Source organism: Kineococcus gypseus (genome assembly GCF_050871305.1).
GTDB lineage: Bacteria > Actinomycetota > Actinomycetes > Actinomycetales > Kineococcaceae > Kineococcus > Kineococcus gypseus.
Genome location: NZ_JBJLRD010000015.1, coordinates 69,018 through 85,950, shown reverse-complemented (window position 1 = coordinate 85,950; position 16,933 = coordinate 69,018). Strand labels below are relative to the sequence as shown.

17 protein-coding genes are annotated in these 16,933 nt (G+C 75.6%); 8 read left to right on the top strand and 9 right to left on the bottom strand.

All coding sequences use genetic code 11. The features are described from left to right. The first annotated feature begins 92 nt into the window (after nt 1–92). The 5 genes from ACRYMN_RS08100 to ACRYMN_RS08080 all read left to right on the top strand — a co-directional run bounded on the left by ACRYMN_RS08100 (nt 93) and on the right by ACRYMN_RS08080 (nt 5,050). Entirely contained in the window at nt 93–371 is a 279-nt protein-coding gene (locus tag ACRYMN_RS08100; RefSeq protein WP_432493796.1) for a sigma factor-like helix-turn-helix DNA-binding protein, read from the top strand. 67 nt (nt 372–438) lie between these two features. Beyond that, nucleotides 439–1,389, top strand: coding sequence for a hypothetical protein (locus ACRYMN_RS08095; protein ID WP_432493794.1), 951 nt, complete (start codon nt 439–441; stop codon nt 1,387–1,389). Nucleotides 1,390–1,490: 101 nt separating this feature from the next. Continuing rightward, nucleotides 1,491–2,531, top strand: coding sequence for a thioredoxin-disulfide reductase (gene trxB, locus ACRYMN_RS08090; protein ID WP_432493792.1), 1,041 nt, complete (start codon nt 1,491–1,493; stop codon nt 2,529–2,531). A 46-nt stretch (nt 2,532–2,577) separates the two neighbouring features. Then, nucleotides 2,578–2,904: a thioredoxin gene (gene trxA / locus ACRYMN_RS08085; protein WP_432493790.1), complete on the top strand. Its 327-nt coding sequence runs from the start codon at nt 2,578–2,580 to the stop codon at nt 2,902–2,904. Nucleotides 2,905–3,067: 163 nt separating this feature from the next. Next, a complete protein-coding gene (locus tag ACRYMN_RS08080; protein WP_432493788.1) occupies nt 3,068–5,050 on the top strand; it encodes an amino acid transporter in 1,983 nt (660 codons plus the stop codon). A gap of 61 nt (nt 5,051–5,111) precedes the next feature. Here ACRYMN_RS08080 and ACRYMN_RS08075 read toward each other — a convergent pair whose 3' ends face one another. Next, nucleotides 5,112–5,774, bottom strand: coding sequence for a GNAT family N-acetyltransferase (locus ACRYMN_RS08075; RefSeq protein ID WP_432493786.1), 663 nt, complete (start codon nt 5,772–5,774; stop codon nt 5,112–5,114). Between the two features lie 164 nt (nt 5,775–5,938). Here ACRYMN_RS08075 and ACRYMN_RS08070 point away from each other — a divergent pair, with 164 nt between their 5' ends. Both ACRYMN_RS08070 and ACRYMN_RS08065 read left to right on the top strand, forming a co-directional pair. Beyond that, entirely contained in the window at nt 5,939–7,321 is a 1,383-nt protein-coding gene (locus tag ACRYMN_RS08070) for an aminotransferase-like domain-containing protein (RefSeq protein WP_432493785.1), read from the top strand. After that, a complete protein-coding gene (locus ACRYMN_RS08065) occupies nt 7,318–8,313 on the top strand; it encodes a D-alanine--D-alanine ligase family protein (RefSeq protein WP_432493783.1) in 996 nt (331 codons plus the stop codon). Before ACRYMN_RS08070 ends, ACRYMN_RS08065 begins: the two co-directional genes overlap by 4 nt. 77 nt (nt 8,314–8,390) lie before the next feature. Here the strand turns inward: ACRYMN_RS08065 and ACRYMN_RS08060 are convergent, their stop codons facing one another. From ACRYMN_RS08060 to rpmH, 8 genes are all read right to left on the bottom strand, one after another. Then, nucleotides 8,391–9,860, bottom strand: a complete 1,470-nt coding sequence (locus ACRYMN_RS08060; protein ID WP_432493781.1) for a ParB/RepB/Spo0J family partition protein — start codon at nt 9,858–9,860, stop codon at nt 8,391–8,393. Further along, entirely contained in the window at nt 9,857–11,140 is a 1,284-nt protein-coding gene (locus tag ACRYMN_RS08055) for a ParA family protein (protein WP_432493779.1), read from the bottom strand. The genes ACRYMN_RS08060 and ACRYMN_RS08055 overlap by 4 nt, the downstream gene beginning before the upstream one ends. Before the next feature lie 128 nt (nt 11,141–11,268). Next, complete coding sequence (gene rsmG / locus ACRYMN_RS08050) at nt 11,269–12,033, bottom strand: 16S rRNA (guanine(527)-N(7))-methyltransferase RsmG (RefSeq protein ID WP_432493777.1); 765 nt, start codon at nt 12,031–12,033, stop codon at nt 11,269–11,271. A 35-nt stretch (nt 12,034–12,068) separates the two neighbouring features. Next, nucleotides 12,069–12,701, bottom strand: coding sequence for a Jag family protein (locus ACRYMN_RS08045; RefSeq protein ID WP_432493775.1), 633 nt, complete (start codon nt 12,699–12,701; stop codon nt 12,069–12,071). A 35-nt stretch (nt 12,702–12,736) separates the two neighbouring features. Continuing rightward, the gene (gene yidC, locus ACRYMN_RS08040; protein WP_432493773.1) at nt 12,737–13,750 is read right to left on the bottom strand and encodes a membrane protein insertase YidC; all 1,014 of its coding nucleotides are present in this window, start codon (nt 13,748–13,750) and stop codon (nt 12,737–12,739) included. Nucleotides 13,751–13,786: 36 nt separating this feature from the next. Then, nucleotides 13,787–14,020: a membrane protein insertion efficiency factor YidD gene (gene yidD / locus ACRYMN_RS08035; protein ID WP_432493810.1), complete on the bottom strand. Its 234-nt coding sequence runs from the start codon at nt 14,018–14,020 to the stop codon at nt 13,787–13,789. A 59-nt stretch (nt 14,021–14,079) separates the two neighbouring features. Further along, the gene (gene rnpA, locus ACRYMN_RS08030; protein ID WP_432493771.1) at nt 14,080–14,427 is read right to left on the bottom strand and encodes a ribonuclease P protein component; all 348 of its coding nucleotides are present in this window, start codon (nt 14,425–14,427) and stop codon (nt 14,080–14,082) included. Nucleotides 14,428–14,452: 25 nt separating this feature from the next. Beyond that, the gene (gene rpmH, locus ACRYMN_RS08025) at nt 14,453–14,590 is read right to left on the bottom strand and encodes a 50S ribosomal protein L34 (protein ID WP_166610470.1); all 138 of its coding nucleotides are present in this window, start codon (nt 14,588–14,590) and stop codon (nt 14,453–14,455) included. A gap of 417 nt (nt 14,591–15,007) precedes the next feature. Here rpmH and dnaA point away from each other — a divergent pair, with 417 nt between their 5' ends. Continuing rightward, nucleotides 15,008–16,630 (top strand): chromosomal replication initiator protein DnaA, encoded by a 1,623-nt coding sequence (gene dnaA, locus ACRYMN_RS08020; protein WP_432493769.1) that lies wholly within the window; start codon nt 15,008–15,010, stop codon nt 16,628–16,630. The last annotated feature ends 303 nt before the right edge of the window (nt 16,631–16,933 follow it).

The window sequence follows — 16,933 nt, the reverse complement described above, 5'->3', positions numbered from 1 at the left end:
CCCCCCCCCCCCCCCCCCCCCCCCCCCCCCCCCCCCCCCCCCCCCCCCCCCCCCCGCCCCCCCCCCCCCCCCCCCCGGGCCCGCCCCCCCCCGTGGCCGCGGACCGCGCCCCGGCCGTGGAGGCGCGCCTGGACGTGCAGCGGGCCCTGACGCGGCTGCCGGAGGCGCAGCGGGTCGCGCTGGTGCTGGTCGACATGTACGACGTGCCGGTGGCCGAGGCCGCGCAGGTGCTCGGCGTGCCCGTCGGCACCGTGAAGTCGCGCTGCTCGCGCGGGCGCACCGCGCTGGCCGAGCTGCTGCGCGAGGACGAGGGACCGGGCGAGGGACCGGGGGCGGAGCGGCAGGACGGGGCGCGCGGCGGGAACCGCTGAGCGCGCCGGCGCGTCGGAACAGGGGTCCTGCGCAGCGCGGTGGACCGGGGTGACGAGGGGGTGCGAGGTGGCAGGAGCCGGGGGCCCGGCGGGCGAGGACCCGCTGCCGCCGGAGGAGGCGCGCGTGCGGGAGCTGCTGCGCGCCGCCGCGGGCACGGCCGGGCCGATGCCCGCGGACGTCGTCGAGCGCGTCGACCGGGCGCTGGCCGCCGCGCGGGCGCAGGACGCCGCCGGGCGCGCCCCGGCGGGGGTGCACGTCGCCGACCTGGACGCCGCGCGCCGCGCGCGCGCCGCCCGGCGCACGGCGCGCTGGCAGCGCGGCCTGCTCGCCGCCGCCGCCGCGGCCGTCGTGGTCGCCGGGGTGGCCAACGTCACCGGCGGGTCCGGTGCGCTCGAGGCGGGCAGCGGCTCCTCCGCGGCGGACTCCGCGGCGGTCCCCGCCGCGGGCGGCGCGGGTGCCGCGGGCGCCGCGGGTGCCGCGGAGAGCACGCAGGAGGCGGCGGCGCCCGCCCCGCCGCCGCCCGCCCCGCCGCCGCCCGCCGTGCTGAGCAGCGGGGCCGACTACGCCGACGAGGCCGCCGTGCGCACCGCCGGGGTGCAGCTGCTGTCGGCGCCCGCCCCGGGCCAGGGCCCGGTGGGCCCGGGCCCGGCGGGCACGGCGGACGGCGGGCCCGGGACGGGCAGCGCGGGCCGGCCGGCGCCCGAGGCGCTGCCCGGCGTGCCCGGCGCGGACGCCGAGCACGACCGCAAGCTCGCCCCCGCGGCCCCGGGCGCGGCCGACGAGTCGCAGCGCCCCGCGGCCGAGCGGGCCCTGGAGTGCGCCCGCGCCCTCGGGGTGGACGCGACCTCGGTGGCGGTGGTGCAGGTGGCGGCCTGGCGCTCGCAGCCGGCCGCGCTGGTCGTCGAGCGCACCGCGGCCGGCGGTGAGGTCGTCGTCGTGGCGCTCGGCTGCACCCCGGGCGAGCCCGCCCTGGCGCGCACCGAGCTGCCGGTCCCGGCGCCGCCGGCGGGTTCCTGAGGCCTGCGCGCGCCGGGAACAGCACCGCCCCGCGATCCGTTGCAGCGAGCACGCGACCGGCGTCCCGGCCGCGCCCCGGATCGAAGGAAGCAGGTCCCTCGGTGAGCTCCTCGGTGGACGAGGTCCGCAACGTCATCGTCATCGGTTCCGGCCCGGCCGGGTACACCGCGGCCCTGTACGCCGCTCGCGCGGAGCTGGCGCCCCTGGTGCTGGAGGGCTCCGTCACGGCCGGCGGCGCGCTCATGAACACCACCGAGGTCGACAACTTCCCCGGCTTCCCCGAGGGGGTCCTGGGCCCGGACCTCATGGACGGCATGCGCGCGCAGGCCGAGCGCTTCGGCGCCGAGCTGGTCACCGACGACGCGGTGGAGGTGCGCCTGCACGGGGAGGTCAAGGAGGTCGTCACCGGCGGCGGGAAGACCTACCGCGCGCACGCCGTCGTCCTCGCCCTGGGCTCGGCCTACCGCGAGCTCGGCCTGCCCGACGAGAAGCGCCTGTCCGGCCGCGGCGTGAGCTGGTGCGCCACCTGCGACGGCTTCTTCTTCCGCGACCAGGACATCGTGGTCGTCGGCGGCGGCGACTCCGCGGTCGAGGAGGCCACGTTCCTCACCCGCTTCGCGCGCAGCGTGACGATCGTGCACCGCCGCGACGAGCTGCGCGCCTCGCGCATCATGGCCCGCCGCGCCCAGGAGAACCCCAAGATCCGCTTCGCGTGGAACTCCGAGGTCGTCGCCATCCACGGCGAGGACAAGGTCAGCGGCCTGACGCTGCGCGACACCGTCACCGGCGAGGAGCGCGAGCTGGCCGCCACCGGCCTGTTCGTCGCCATCGGCCACGAGCCGCGCACGGCGCTGGTGCGCGGCCAGGTCGACCTCGACGACAGCGGCTTCGTCCTCGTCGAGGGGCGCAGCACCCGCACGAACGTGCCGGGCGTCTTCGCCGCCGGCGACGTCGTCGACCACACCTACATGCAGGCCATCACCGCCGCCGGCATGGGCTGCTCCGCCGCCCTGGACGCCGAGCGCTACCTGGCCGCCCGCCACGACGTGGCGCAGGAGGTCAACCCGCCGCGCGAGGAGACCGAGGAGCCCGTGCTCGTCTCCGCCGGCACCGTGGACCGCCCGCAGCCGCGCGAGCGCTGAGCCGCACGTCCCCCACCACCCCACCCGCACGATCAGGAGGCAGCCCGTGAGCGCCACCACCGCCGTCACCGACGACACCTTCGAGGCCGAGGTCCTGAAGTCCGACAAGCCCGTGCTCGTCGACTTCTGGGCGCCGTGGTGCGGCCCGTGCCGCCGCGTCGCGCCCGTGCTGGAGGAGATCGCCGCCGAGCACGGCGACAAGATCACCATCGTGAAGCTCAACACGGACGAGAACCCGCGCACCGCCGCGAAGTACGGCGTGACGTCCATCCCGCTGATGAACGTCTACTCCGGCGGCGAGGTCGTCAAGAGCATCCTGGGCGCGCGCCCGAAGCCGGACATCCTCGCCGAGCTCTCCGACGTCATCGGCTGACACCGGCTCCCCCGCTCCCGGGCCCCGGCACCGCACCCGCGGTGCCGGGGCCCGCGCGCGTGCACGCCACGCCCGGCCCGTGGACGCCCCCGGCGGGCGTGGAGCGTCCGGGTGTGGTGGGCTCCTGCGGTCCGAGCCCGACGCACCGAGGGAACCGTGGACCATGAGCACCAGCCCCCCGTTCGCCGTCCCGGCGCAGGTGGACTGCCCGACCCCGCGAACGCCTCCGCCCACGGGCGTCAGGCGCTGGCTGCTGGCCCAGCGCGTCTCCCCCGCCGGTCCCGCCGTCGAGGCCGGGCACGCGCGCCCGCAGTCCTGGTGGAAGGTGATGTGCCTGACGGGCGTGGACTACTTCTCCACCCTGTCCTACCTGCCGGGCATCGCCGCGCTGGCCGCCGGGGCGCTGTCCCCGCTGGCCACGCTGCTCATCGTGGCGCTGACCCTGCTGGGGATGCTGCCGATGTACCGGCGGGTGGCCGCCGAGAGCCCGCACGGGCAGGGGTCGGTGGCGATGCTGGAGGACCTGCTGCCGTTCTGGCGCGGGAAGGTTTTCGTGCTCGTCCTGCTCGGCTTCGTGGCGACCTCCTGGATCATCACCATCACCCTCTCCAGCGCCGACGCCACCGTGCACGCGCTGGAGAACCCGTACCTGCCGCAGGCGCTGCAGGGGCACGCGGTGGCGATCACGGTGGCGCTGCTGCTGGTGCTGGGCGGGGTGTTCCTGCTCGGCTTCACCGAGGCCGTGGTCGTGGCCATCCCGCTGGTCGCGGTCTTCCTGCTGCTCAACGCCGTCGTCGTGGCCGCCGCCGTCGCCGACGTGCTCGCCGACCCGGCGCTGCTGAGCGGGTGGACGGACCGGCTGACCGCCGGCGGCGGGGGCGTGGGCGACGTGCTCGGCCCGGCGGTGCTGGCCTTCCCGCTGCTGGTGCTGGGCCTGTCGGGCTTCGAGACGGGCGTGTCGATGATGCCGCTGGTCGCCGCGCGGGGGGCCACGCCGCAGGAGGTGCTGGCCTCGCGCGTGCGCAACACCCGCAAGCTGCTCACGGCCGCGGCGCTGATCATGAGCGTGTACCTGCTGGCCACCAGCTTCGTGACCACCGTGCTCATCCCCGCGCCGGCCTTCGAGGAGGGCGGGGAGGCCGCCGGGCGGGCCATGGCGTACCTGGCGCACGAGGAGCTGGGCAACGCCTTCGGCACCGCCTACGACGTCTCCAGCATCCTCATCCTGTGGTTCGCCGGGGCCTCGGCGATGGCGGGCCTGGTCAACATCGTGCCGCGCTACCTGCCCGGGTACGGCATGGCGCCGGAGTGGGGGCGCGCGGTGCGCCCCGTCGTGCTCGTCTACACCGCCGTCAGCGTCCTGATCACCATCGCCTTCCGCGCCGACGTGGACGCCCAGGCCGGCGCCTACGCCACCGGCATCCTGGCGATGATGGTCTCCGGCGCCGTCGCGGTGACCGTCTCCTCCGCGCGCGCGCACCGCCGCCGCTCCACCGCCGGCTTCGGGGTGCTCACCGCGGTGCTGGTGTACGCGCTGGCGGAGAACGTGCACGCCGCGCCCGACGGCATCGTCATCTCCGCGGTGTTCATCGCGGGCATCATCGCGGTCTCCCTGGTCTCGCGGGTCAGCCGCACCACCGAGCTGCGCGCCGACCGCCTGGAGTTCGACGAGGCCGCCCGCCGCTACCTCACCGACTCCCTGACCCACGACGGCGCCCTGCACCTGATCGCCAACCGCCGCCAGGCCGGCGACCGCGCCGAGTACGCCGCCAAGGAGGCCGCGGTGCGCGGGGTGGACCCCGTGCCCGGCGGCGCCGACGTGCTCTTCCTGGAGGTCGACGTCGTCGACCCCTCCGACTTCAGCGAGGTGCTGCGCGTGCGCGGGGTGGAGGTGGGCGGCTACCGCGTCCTGCGCGCGCAGGCACCGGCGGCGCCCAACGCCATCGCCGCGATCCTGCTCGCCCTGCGCGACGCCACCGGCGTGCTCCCGCACGCGCACTTCGAGTGGTCCGAGGGCAACCCGCTGACGCACCTGATGCGCTACCTCATCCTCGGCCAGGGCGACACCCCGCCGGTGGTGCGCGAGATCCTGCGCATGAGCGAGCCGGACCCGGCCCGCCGCCCCGGCATCCACGTCGGCGGCTGAACCGCGCGGCCGAGCCCCCCGAGCCCCCCGAGCCCCCCGCACCCCGGGGGGTGCGGGGGGCTCAGCCGTGCGCGACGCCGCTGAGCACGGGCACGCGCACGCTGCCCAGCAGCCGCTCCAGGGCCGCCTCGACGTCCTCGCGCCAGCTGATCGCGTTCTTCAGCTCCAGCCGCAGCCGCGGGTAGCGGTGGTGCGGGCGCACCACCGTGAAGCCCACCGACTCCAGCAGGTGCACCGGCAGCACGCACGGCTCGGACGTCTCGTGGGCGCAGTCCCCGTTGCCGTCGCCGCCGGGCACCAGGGAGGTGCCGCCGAACGCCTCGACGGCCTTGACCCCGCGCTGGGTGAGGTCCTTGGCCGCGCCCTGCAGGAGCATGCGCGCCAGGCCCTGCCCGCGGAAGGCCGGGTCGATCCAGCCCGTCGTCAGCAGCACCGCGTCCCCGCCCACCGGGGAGGTCGCGAACCCGGACTGCCGGGGCACGTACGACGGCGGGGCGTACATGACGAAGCCGGCGGGCTGCTCGTCGACGTAGACCAGCCGCCCGCACGGGCCCCACTCCAGCAGCACCGAGGAGATCCAGACCTCCTTCTCGAAGTCCGGGTACCCGGCCTCGGCGGCGCGCTGGGCGGCGACCGCGTCCAGCTCCCAGAAGACGCAGCGGCGCGACGCCTTGGGCAGGTCGACCACGGTGTCGAGCATCAACGGCGCCATGCGACGACCCACCGGAGCAGCTCCCTCCGCGTCCTGCGCACTGCCTCGCGCACCGCCTCGCGCGGCCTGGTCCACCGCGCGGTTCACCCGAGCGTCGTGGGCATCCTAGGTGGCAGGGTGGGACGGGTGCGACGAGTCGAGCCGCACGAGCCGTCCCCGACCCGCCGGAGGTCCCCGTGAGCCAGCACCCGCCCACCCCCCGTCCCGGGCACGCGCCGGTCGCGTCCGCCGCGGCCGGGGCCGGGGCGGCCGCCGCCGGCGACCGGCTGGACCGCTGGCTGGGCTCGTACTCCGAGCGCGCCCGCACCACCACGGCCTCGGAGATCCGCGCCCTGTTCGCCGTCGCCAGCCGCCCCGAGGTCGTCTCGCTGGCCGGGGGGATGCCGTACCTGCCGGCGCTGCCCGTGGACGCGGTCGCCGAGCTGTCCGCGCGCCTGGTCGCCGAGCGCGGCGCCTCCGTGCTGCAGTACGGCTCCGGGCAGGGCGAGGCGGGGGTGCGCGAGCAGATCACCGAGGTGGTGCGCCCGCAGGGCATCGCCGCCCACCCCGACGACGTCGTGGTCACCACCGGCTCGCAGCACGCCATCGACCTCGTCGCCGGCGTCTTCCTCGACCCCGGCGACGTCGTGCTGGCCGAGGCCCCCAGCTACGTCGGCGCCCTGGGCGTCTTCCGCGCGCACCGCGCGCACGTCGAGCACGTGCCGATGGACGACGACGGCCTGGTGCCCGAGGCGCTGGAGGAGGCGCTGGTGCGCCTGCGGGCGGCCGGGCGGCGCGTGAAGCTGCTCTACACCGTGCCCAACCACCACAACCCCGCCGGGGTGACGATGTCGCTGGAGCGGCGCGCGCGGGTGCTGGACGTCGCGCGCCGCCACGGCCTGCTCGTGGTGGAGGACGACCCCTACGCGCTGCTGGGCTTCGACGGCGACCCGCTGCCGGCGCTGCGCTCGATGGACGCCGAGCACGTGGTGCACCTGGGCTCCTTCTCCAAGACCTTCGCCCCTGGCTACCGCATCGGCTGGGCGATCGCCCCGCACGCGGTGCGAGAGAAGCTGGTGCTGGCCGCGGAGTCGGCCGTGCTGTGCCCCTCGACGGTGGGCCAGGCGGTGATCACCGAGTACCTGCGCACCTGCGACTGGCGCGGGCAGGTGAAGGCGTACCGCGAGCTGTACCGCGAGCGCCGCGACGCGATGCTCGGCGCCCTGGCCACCCACCTGCCCGAGGCGTCCTGGACGCGCCCGGTGGGCGGCTTCTACGTGTGGCTGACCCTGCCGGAGGGGCTGGACGCGCGCGCGCTGCTGCCCCGGGCGGTCACCGGCCGGGTGGCGTTCGTGCCCGGCACCGCCTTCTACGCCGACGGCCGCGGCGGCCGGCACCTGCGCCTGTCGTACTGCTTCCCCACCCCCGAGCGCATCGCGGAGGGGGTGCGGCGCCTGGCCGGCGTCGTGCACGACGAGCTGGAGGTCCTCGAGACGTTCGGGCCGCTGCCGCCGGCCCCTGGCACGGGCACGGCCACGGGCGCGCCCGACGCCGGCGCCCAGGGCCCGGAGCTGGTGTGAGCGGCCCGCGCGTGGCCGTGCTGGCCGGGGGGCTCTCCCACGAGCGCGACGTCTCGCTGCGCTCGGGGCGGCGGGTGGCCGAGGCCCTGCGCGGGCGCGGCTGCGAGGTCGTGGAGCTCGACGCCGACGCGCAGCTGCTGCCGCGGCTGGCGCAGGAGGCCCCCGACGTGGTGTGGCCGGTGCTGCACGGCGCGGTGGGCGAGGACGGCGCGCTGCGCGACGTGCTGGAGCTGCTGGGCCTGCGCTACGTCGGCCCGCGCCCGGCGGCGTGCCGGCTGGCGTGGGACAAGGCCGTCGCGGCCGCCGTCGTGGCCGCCGCGGGGGTGGCCGTGCCCGGGGAGGTGGTGCTGCCGCACGCGACGTTCCGCGACCTGGGCGCGCAGGCGGTGCTGGCGGCCGCCGCGCGCTGGGCCGGGCTGCCGCTGGTGGTCAAGCCCGCCCGGGGCGGCTCGGCCCTGGGCGTGGGCGTGGTGCGCCGCGAGGGCGACCTGGCCCGCGCGGCCGCGGAGTGCTTCGCCTACGGCGACACCGCCCTCGTGCAGCGCCACGTCGCCGGCACGGAGGTCGCCGTGCCGGTGGTGGAGCTCGACGGGCGGGTGCGGGCGCTGCCCGCGGTGGAGGTGCGCGTGGACGGCGGCGAGTACGGCTACGCGGCGCGCTACACCGCCGGGGCCGCGGAGTTCTTCGCCCCCGCGCGGCTGCCGGACGAGGTGGCCGCGCGCGTGGCCGGGGCGGCGCTGACGGCCCACGCCGCGCTGGGCCTGCGGCACCTCTCGCGCGTGGACCTCGTGGTGCGCCCGGACGGCGAGCCGGTGTTCCTGGAGGCCAACGCCGCCCCGGGCACCACGGAGACCTCCCTGCTGCCGCAGGCGGTGCGCGCCGCCGGGCTGGACCTCGACGCCCTCTACCGCGGCGTGGTCGAGACCGCGCTGGCGCAGCCGGTCGCCGAGCCCGGCGCGCCGTGGCGCCCGGGGGTCGCCGCACCGGCCTGACGAGGCGCCCGCGGCACCGGGCCGGCGCGCCGCGGGGGAGGGACCGGTGTGGTCCCTCCCCCGCCGCGCCGACCGGCTCAGGACGCGGGCGAGGCGTCCAGCAGCCGCAGGATGCGGTCCAGGTCCTCCAGGCCCGCGAAGTCGACCGTCAGCCGGCCGCGGGTGCGCCCCACGCTGATGCGCACGCGCGTGTCGAGCCGGTCGCCCAGGGCGGCCGCGCGCGCGTCCAGCTCTGGGCGCGCCTCGGCGAGCCCGCGCCGGCGGGGGGCGGTGTCGCCGTCGCCCACGGCGATGACCTCCTCCACCGCCCGCACGGACAGCCCCTCGGCGACGATGCGCTGCGCCAGGCGCTCCATGGCCCCGCCGTCCTCCAGGGCCAGCAGGGCCCGGGCGTGCCCGGCGCTGAGCACGCCCGCCGCCACGCGCCGCTGCACCAGCGGCGGCAGCTTCATCAGCCGCAGCGTGTTGCTGATCTGCGGGCGCGAGCGCCCGATGCGCGCGGCCAGCTCCTCGTGGGTGCAGCCGAAGTCGTCGAGGAGCTGCTGGTAGGCGGCGGCCTCCTCCAGCGGGTTCAGCTGGCTGCGGTGCAGGTTCTCCAGCAGCGCGTCGCGCAGCAGGTCGTCGTCGGCGGTCTCGCGCACGATCGCCGGGATCGTCGTCAGGCCCGCCTCGGTGGACGCGCGCCAGCGGCGCTCGCCCATGACCAGCTCGAAGCGCGCCGAGCCGTCCTCCGCGGGCGCCACCGGGCGCACCACGACCGGCTGCAGCACGCCGATCTCGCCGATGGAGTGCACCAGCTCGGCCAGCTCGTCCTCGTCGAAGACGGTGCGCGGCTGGCGCGGGTTGGGGGTGATGGAGCCGATGGGCAGCTCCGCGAACCGCGCGCCCGGCACCGGCAGCAGGCCGTCGAGCGGGGAGCCGGCGGCCTCCTCGTCCCGGCCGGTGTCGTGACCGGCGTCGTGACCGGTGCCGTGGCCGGCGGTCGGCGCCGCGACCGGTCCACCGTCGCGCTCGCCGTCCTCCGCGGGCGCGCTGCGCGGCGCCTCGGTCGCCCGGGGGGCGCCCGGGGCGAGGAGGTCCGCGTCGGAGGCGCCCTCGAGGGTCTCCCCCGGCGCGTCCGCGGGGTCCTCGCCCGGGACGGGCGGGTCCACGGGGGCGGCGGAGGGGTCCTGGTCGGGGCCGACGACCTCGTCGGGCCGCGGCGCCTGCGCGGGGTCCTCGGTCCCGGGCTGCTCGGTCCCGGGCTGCTCGGCCCCGGGCTGCTCGGCCTGCGCTCGCTCCGGCTGCTCCTCGGGGGCGTCGCCGCCGTTCCGTGCGTGCGGCTCCCCGGTCGCGACCCGCTCGACGTCCTCGACCCGCTCGACGTCCTCGACGGGCCGGGGCACGCGAGCGGTCGTCTGGTCGAAGAAGAGGTCCACCGGGCGCGCGCCCGGCCGCATGACGGGGGGAGGCGCCGCCGCACCGCCGCGGGCGGCCGCCGGCGCGGTCGCCCCGTTGGGGATCAGCGCACCCAGACCACGCCCGAGCCCACGCCGCTTCTCGCTCACGCTCCACCTTCCCTCGACGCGACACCGCGTCGGTTGCCCGTTCCGTCCGTCCACCGCGACCAGGGGTCGGAGGCCTGTGCCGGGGCGGCCGCAGCGGCGCCCCGTCCCCCGTCGCCCCGCTCCTCGCCCAGCAGCTCACCGCGGTGCGCGATCTCGCGCGCCGCCTGGAGGTAGGCCAGCGCCCCGGAGGAGAGCGGGTCGTAGGCCATGACGGTCTGCCCGTGGCTGGGCGCCTCGGAGATGCGCACCGAGCGCGGGACCAGCGCGCGCAGCACCTGCTCGCCGAAGTGCTGGCGCACCTCCTCCACCACCTGCGCGGCCAGGCGGGTGCGCCCGTCGTACATGGTGAGCAGGATCGTGGAGACCGTCAGGTCGGGGTTCAAGTGCTCCTGGATGAGCTCGATGTTCGCCAGGAGCTGGCTGAGCCCCTCCAGCGCGTAGTACTCGCACTGGATGGGGATGAGCACCTCGGGCGCGGCCACGAAGGCGTTGATGGTGAGCAGGCCCAGGCTCGGCGGGCAGTCGATGAGGACGTAGTCCACGCGGCCGTCGCCGTTGCGCTCGACCGTCTTGAGGTACTTGGTCAGCGCCCGCTGCAACCTCGACTCGCGCGCCACCATGGACACCAGCTCGATCTCCGCGCCCGCCAGGTCCACGGTCGCGGGCGCGCACCACAGGTCCGGGGCCTCCTCGCAGCGCTGCACCACCTCGGTCAGCGCCTTGCCCTCCACGAGCACCTCGTAGACACCGGGCACCTCGGAGTGGTGCTCGATGCCCAGCGCCGTGGAGGCGTTGCCCTGGGGGTCCAGGTCGAGGACCAGCACCTTCAGCCCGGCTGCCGACAGCGCCGAGGCGAGGTTGACGGCGGTGGTCGTCTTGCCGACGCCGCCCTTCTGGTTCGCGATGGTGAGGATGCGCGTCTCCGCCGGCCGGGGGAAGCGCTCGGCCACCACGGCGCGCGACGCACCGCGCGGCTCGACGGGAGGTTCCAGGGGCTGCTCGTCCGCGTCCTCGGGGACGGCGGCCACCACCTCGTCGATCGTCGTTTCACGTGGAACGAGGAGCTCGCTGTCTGTTTCACGTGGAACATCGACCCCGGTGACCGACTGCACCTCGGGCTCGACGACGGGCGGAGCGACAGTCTCAGCGAGCGGTTCGACGGCCGAGCCGGCCTCGCCCGCGTCCACCGGCGCGCCGGGGGTGGTGTCCTCCTCGACGACCGTCGCCCCGTGCTCACCGTCGCCGGGCGCACCCGACTCCGCCGGCGTCTCAGGAGCCATCTCCGGTACCTCGGGCCTCGGGAGGGCCGTTTCACGTGAAACGGCCGGTGCGGCCTGCGGCTCGCGGTCCAGCCAGCCCAGCCCTCGGGCCGAGGCGGATCGGAGCGTCCCGAACCATCCCAACTGCGTCACGCCTTCTTCCTTCCCGTGGTCCTCGACGCCCGCGGACGCCGGGTGGTGGTCGCGGTGCGCGGCGCGGAGGGCCGGCGCAGCGGTCCGGTCCCACGAGCGACGCGGACCACCGTGGTGCCCTCGTCGCCCTCGGGACCGCAGTGGACGATCTCCGGCTCGCTCGTGATGCCGAGGGCCGTCAGGGCTCCCGCGGCGGCGTCGATCTCCTCGGCGGCGCTGCGGCCCTTGATGGCGAGCAGGTGGCCGCCCGGTCGGCAGAGCGGCATGGTCCAGCCGTACAGGGTGGCCAGGGGGGCGACGGCCCGGGCGGTGACGACGCTGCCGGAGAACTCCCCGGTGACGTCCTCGGCGCGACCGCGGGCCACGGCCACCTGCTCACCGAGGCCCGCCACCCCGATCGCCTCGCGCAGGAAGGTGTACCGGCGCTCCAGCGGTTCGATGAGCTGGACGGACAGGTCGGGGCGGGCCAGGGCCAGCGGGATGCCGGGCAGCCCCGCACCCGAGCCGACGTCCACCACGCTCTCCTCGGCCCCGATGAGGTCGCCGAGGTACGCGCAGTTGAGCAGGTGGCGCTCCCACAGCCGCGGCACCTCCCGCGGGCCGATCAGACCGCGCTCGACCCCCGCCGTGGCGAGGAAGTCGTGGTAGGCGAGCGCGGCACCGAGCCGGTCGCCGAAGACGGTCGCAGCAGCGGGGGGAACGACGGAGGGCGGTGGTGTTTCACGTGAAACGCCACCGCCCTCGGGAACTTCGTCTGGCACCGTGCCACCCTATCCGCCGGGTGGCACGGGTCCGGTCACTGCGCCGCGCCGTCCTCCGTGTCGTCGACAGCCCCGTCCGCGTCGTCGGCGCCGGTCTCACCGGCGATCGGGGTTGGCAGGACCACGACGCGGCGCTCGGGCTCCTGGCCCTCCGACTCGCTGGTCAGGCCCAGGGCGGCGACCGCGTCGTGCACGACCTTGCGCTCGAAGGCCGACATGGGCTCCAGGCGCTCGGCCTGGCCGCTGGCGCTGACCCGCGCGACGACGTCGGCGGCCAGCGACTCCAGGACGGTGCGCTTGCCGGTGCGGTGCCCGGCGACGTCGAGCAGGAGACGGGTGCGGTCGCCCGTCTGCGCCTGCACGGCCAGGCGGGTCAGCTCCTGCAGGGCCTCGAGCACCTCGCCCTCGCGTCCGACGAGGCGCTTGAGGGCGTGCGTGCCCGCCTCGTCGGCCACGATCGCCACGGAGGCGCGCCCGTTCTCGACGTCGATGTCGATGTCGCCGTCCAGGTCGGCGATGTCCAGCAGCTCCTCGAGGTAGTCGGCCGCGATCTCGCCCTCCTCCTCCAGGCGCTTGGCCGGGCTCGTGGCCCGCGGCCGCGACGGGGAGGCCGCCTCGACCGTCGCCTCGTCGGCGCCGTCGTCCACTGCACTGGTGGTGCTGTTCACCCGTGGTCCTCCTCGGTGGTTCGTGCTCGGTCGGGTCAGCGCTTGCCGGGGCGCTGGTTGGCGCGCGAGCCGCTGGGCCGGCGGGTCTCGCGGCTGCCGCCCCGCTTGGGCTGCTGGCGCTGGCGGCGCACCGCCGCGGTGGTGTGGTCGGCCACGGCGGTGGTGCCGCCGGCCTCGGCCGCGGGCGGCAGCACCTGACCGCGACGGGCGGCGCGGCGCGCACGGCGTTCCTGCAGCTCCTTCTCGGCGAGCGAGCCGGGGTTGGGCATGCGCCGGATGACGAAGAACTGCTGCCCCATGGACCACACGTTGGTGGTCAGCCAGTAGAGGAGGACGCCGATGGGGAAGTTGACGCCCGAGACGGCGAAGATGATCGGCAGCACGTACAGCAGGAGCTTCTGCTGCTGGGCGAACGGGTTGCCCTCCAGCGAGGCGGAGGAGGTGTTCTTCGCCATCAGCTGCTTCTGCGTGATGAACTGCGACAGCGACATCAGCACGATCATCACCGCGGTGAGGACGATGGTGTTCCAGTCGCCGCTACCCCACGAGCGCAGGAAGATGTCGGAGAGCTGGGACCCGAAGATGGTCGCGTTGTCGGCCTGGTCCACCAGGTCCAAGGTCAACGGCCCGACGGGCTCACGCTGACCGATGCCGTTGAGCGTGTGGAAGAGCGCGAAGAAGATCGGCGACTGCAGCAGGATGGGTAGGCAGCTGGCCATCGGGTTGGTGCCCGAGGTGCGCCAGAGCGTCATCATCTCCTGCTGCATGGCCTGGCGGCTGGCCGGATCGGTCTTGCCCTTGTACTTCGCCTGGATCTTGCGGATCTCCGGCTGGATGACCTGCATCCCGCGCATCGCCTTGATCTGCTTGACGAACAGCGGGATCAGCAGGATGCGGATGACGACGACCAGGCCCACGATGGACAGCGACCACGCCGCGCCGCCGGCCGGGTCCAGCCCGAGCGCGGTCAGCAGGTCGTGGAAGCGCACCATGATCCATGCGACCACCCACTGGATGGGGTACAAGAGGTCGAAGAAGAAATCGATCATCGTGCGACTAGTCCTCTCGAGACGGGCTGTGCGCCCTCATCGGTGCTGTCCCCGCCCTGAGGGGCCCCTGGGCGGAACGGGATCGACGCCACCAGGGTTCCACGGGTGGCAGCGCAGGAGCCTGCGGACGGTCAGCCAGGTGCCGACGAGCGCACCGCGGGTGCGCAGCGCCTCGACCGCGTAGGCGGAACAGGACGGGTAGAAGCGGCAGGTCGGCCCCAGCAGGGGCGAGACCGCGAGCTGGTAGGTGCGCACCAGCGCCACCAGCAGCAGCACCGGCCAGCGCAGCGGGTGCCACCACGCGCGCGGCGCCGGGGGACCGCCACCGCTCACCGGGACGTCAGCCCCAGCCGGCGCAGCGCGCGGTCGACGTCCCCGGCCAGCTCGGCGGAGGAGGCGTCGGCCGCCGCGGGCAGGGCACGCACCACGAGCAGGCCCCCGTCGGGCGGCAGCACGGCCAGCCGCGCGGCCGCCAGGTGCCGCAGCCGGCGCTGGGTGCGGTGGCGCACCACCGAGCCGCCCACGGCCTTGGACACGACGAAGCCCACCCTCGTGGGGTGGGCTTCGTCGGTCTGCGCCCAGTGCACGACCAGGCGCCGGGTGCCGGTGCGCGCGCCGCGCCGCAGGGCGACCGTGAAGTCGCCCCGCGCCCTCAGGCGGTGCGCTGCGGGCAGCACGGTGTGCCGCGCGCCGGGGCGGTGCTCAGGCGGACAGCTGCGCGCGGCCCTTGGCGCGGCGCGCGGAGAGGATGGCGCGACCGGCGCGGGTGCGCATGCGCAGGCGGAAGCCGTGCGTCTTGGCCCGCCGACGGTTGTTCGGCTGGAAGGTGCGCTTGCTCACGTCAGTTCTCCATGCTCGCTGGAAGGGCCCGGCTCCGGAGCCGGCCCTGCCCGCTGGACGCCGAGGGTTCGGCGCACGGGAGTGCCGCGGAGCACAATCCCCAGCAGAGTACGGCGGCGCCCCCGCCGTGGTCAAAGCGCGGGCGGCGGGGCACCGGCGGCACGACGGTGCGCCCACGCCGGCCCCGCGCCGGGTGCGAGGCGCGCCCGGCGGTCCCGGCCGGGCCGGCCGGGTGGCCGCCGGTGGGACGGCACTTGAACGTGGGCCGCCGCCGTTGTTACGGTCCCGTCCGTCCGCTGACGCCCCCGCCGATCCCGGTGCACGAGAGGGGTGCCTCGCCCTACCCCGCCGTCGTGCACAGTGTGTGGACAGAGGTGTGGACGAGGCCCGTCGCACACGGATAGGGCACGACGGGAGATGGCTCGAGTGGAGACCGACCGGGGCAGCTTCCCCGACGTGTGGGAGCGCGCAGTGGCGCAGCTCATCGACGGGGGCGTGGCCCCGCACCAGCGCGCGTTCGTCCGGCTGACCAAGCCGCTGGGCCTGCTGGACGGCACGGCCCTGCTGGCCGTGCCCAACGACCTCACCAAGGAGGTCATCGAGCAGAAGGTGCGCGAGCAGCTCACCCGCGCCCTGAGCGAGCAGCTGGGCACCGCGGTGCGCCTGGCGGTCACCGTGGACCCCACCATCGGGCAGACCCTGGCGCCGGAGCTGACGGGTGAGTACCGCGGCAGCAGCACCGGCGAGGGCTTCTCCAGCCTGGAGCGCGAGCGCGGCGGCGCGGTGGACGGCGCACCGGGCGAGGCGCTGGGGGAGGCGCTGGGCGAGCACCGCCCGGCGGGCGGCACCGCGCCGGAGCAGGACGGCCCCGACGGCGCGCCCGCGCACGGCGAGCAGGGGCTGGACGACTCCGACCCCGACCTGCTCTTCACCGGCTTCAAGGTCGACCGGGGCCCCGGCACCGGCCGGCAGGCCTCGCGCGCCCGCCCGGGCGTGAAGGGCGAGAACGCCCGGCTGAACCCGAAGTACGTCTTCGAGACCTTCGTCATCGGCGCCAGCAACCGCTTCGCGCACGCCGCGGCGGTGGCGGTGGCCGAGGCGCCGGCCAAGGCGTACAACCCGCTGTTCATCTACGGCGAGTCCGGGCTGGGCAAGACGCACCTGCTGCACGCCATCGGGCACTACGCGCAGAACCTGTACCCGGGCGTGCAGGTGCGCTACGTGAACTCCGAGGAGTTCACCAACGACTTCATCAACTCCATCCGCGACGACAAGGCGCAGGCGTTCCAGCGCCGCTACCGCGACGTCGACGTGCTGCTCATCGACGACATCCAGTTCCTGTCGAACAAGGTGCAGACGCAGGAGGAGTTCTTCCACACCTTCAACACGCTGCACAACGCCAGCAAGCAGGTCGTGATCACCTCCGACCTGCCCCCCAAGCAGCTGTCGGGCTTCGAGGACCGCATGCGCAGCCGCTTCGAGTGGGGCCTGATCACCGACGTGCAGCCGCCGGACCTCGAGACGCGCATCGCCATCCTGCGCAAGAAGGCGATCGGGGAGCGCCTGGAGGTGCCCGAGGACGTCAACGAGTACATCGCCTCGAAGATCTCCTCGAACATCCGCGAGCTGGAGGGCGCGCTCATCCGGGTGACGGCCTTCGCGAGCCTGAACCGCCAGCCGGTGGACATGCAGCTGGCCGACATCGTGCTGCGCGACCTGATCCCCAACGACGAGACGCCGGAGATCACCGCGGCGGCCATCATGGGGCAGACGGCGTCGTACTTCAGCGTCACGCTGGAGGACCTGTGCGGCACCTCGCGCTCGCGCACGCTGGTGACGGCGCGGCAGATCGCCATGTACCTGTGTCGGGAGCTGACGGAGCTGTCGCTGCCGAAGATCGGCCAGCACTTCGGCGGGCGCGACCACACGACGGTCATGCACGCCGAGCGCAAGATCAAGCAGCAGATGGCCGAGCGGCGCAGCACCTACAACCAGGTCACCGAGCTGACCAACCGCATCAAGAAGCAGGCCGGCGCCTGAGCCGGCCCGTCGCGGCGCGCTGACGCGCCCGGCGGGCCGCAGGAGCGCCGTCCGCGCGCACGTCGTCCCCAGGCCCCCGCACCCCGGTGCGGGGGCCTTCGCGCGTCCCGGGCCGCGGCGCGGGTCCGTGGACCGCCCACCCGGCCCCGTCGAGCGTCCTTGCAGCGCCGGGAGCGGTGCGGAACGTCTCGGAAAGCGCTTTCCCCCAGTGGTGTCCACATTCCCCCACCGGCGCGGAGCGGTTGTCCACGGCTTTCCACACGCTGGGGACAGCGGTGTGGACAGTCGTGTCCCCACCGGTGG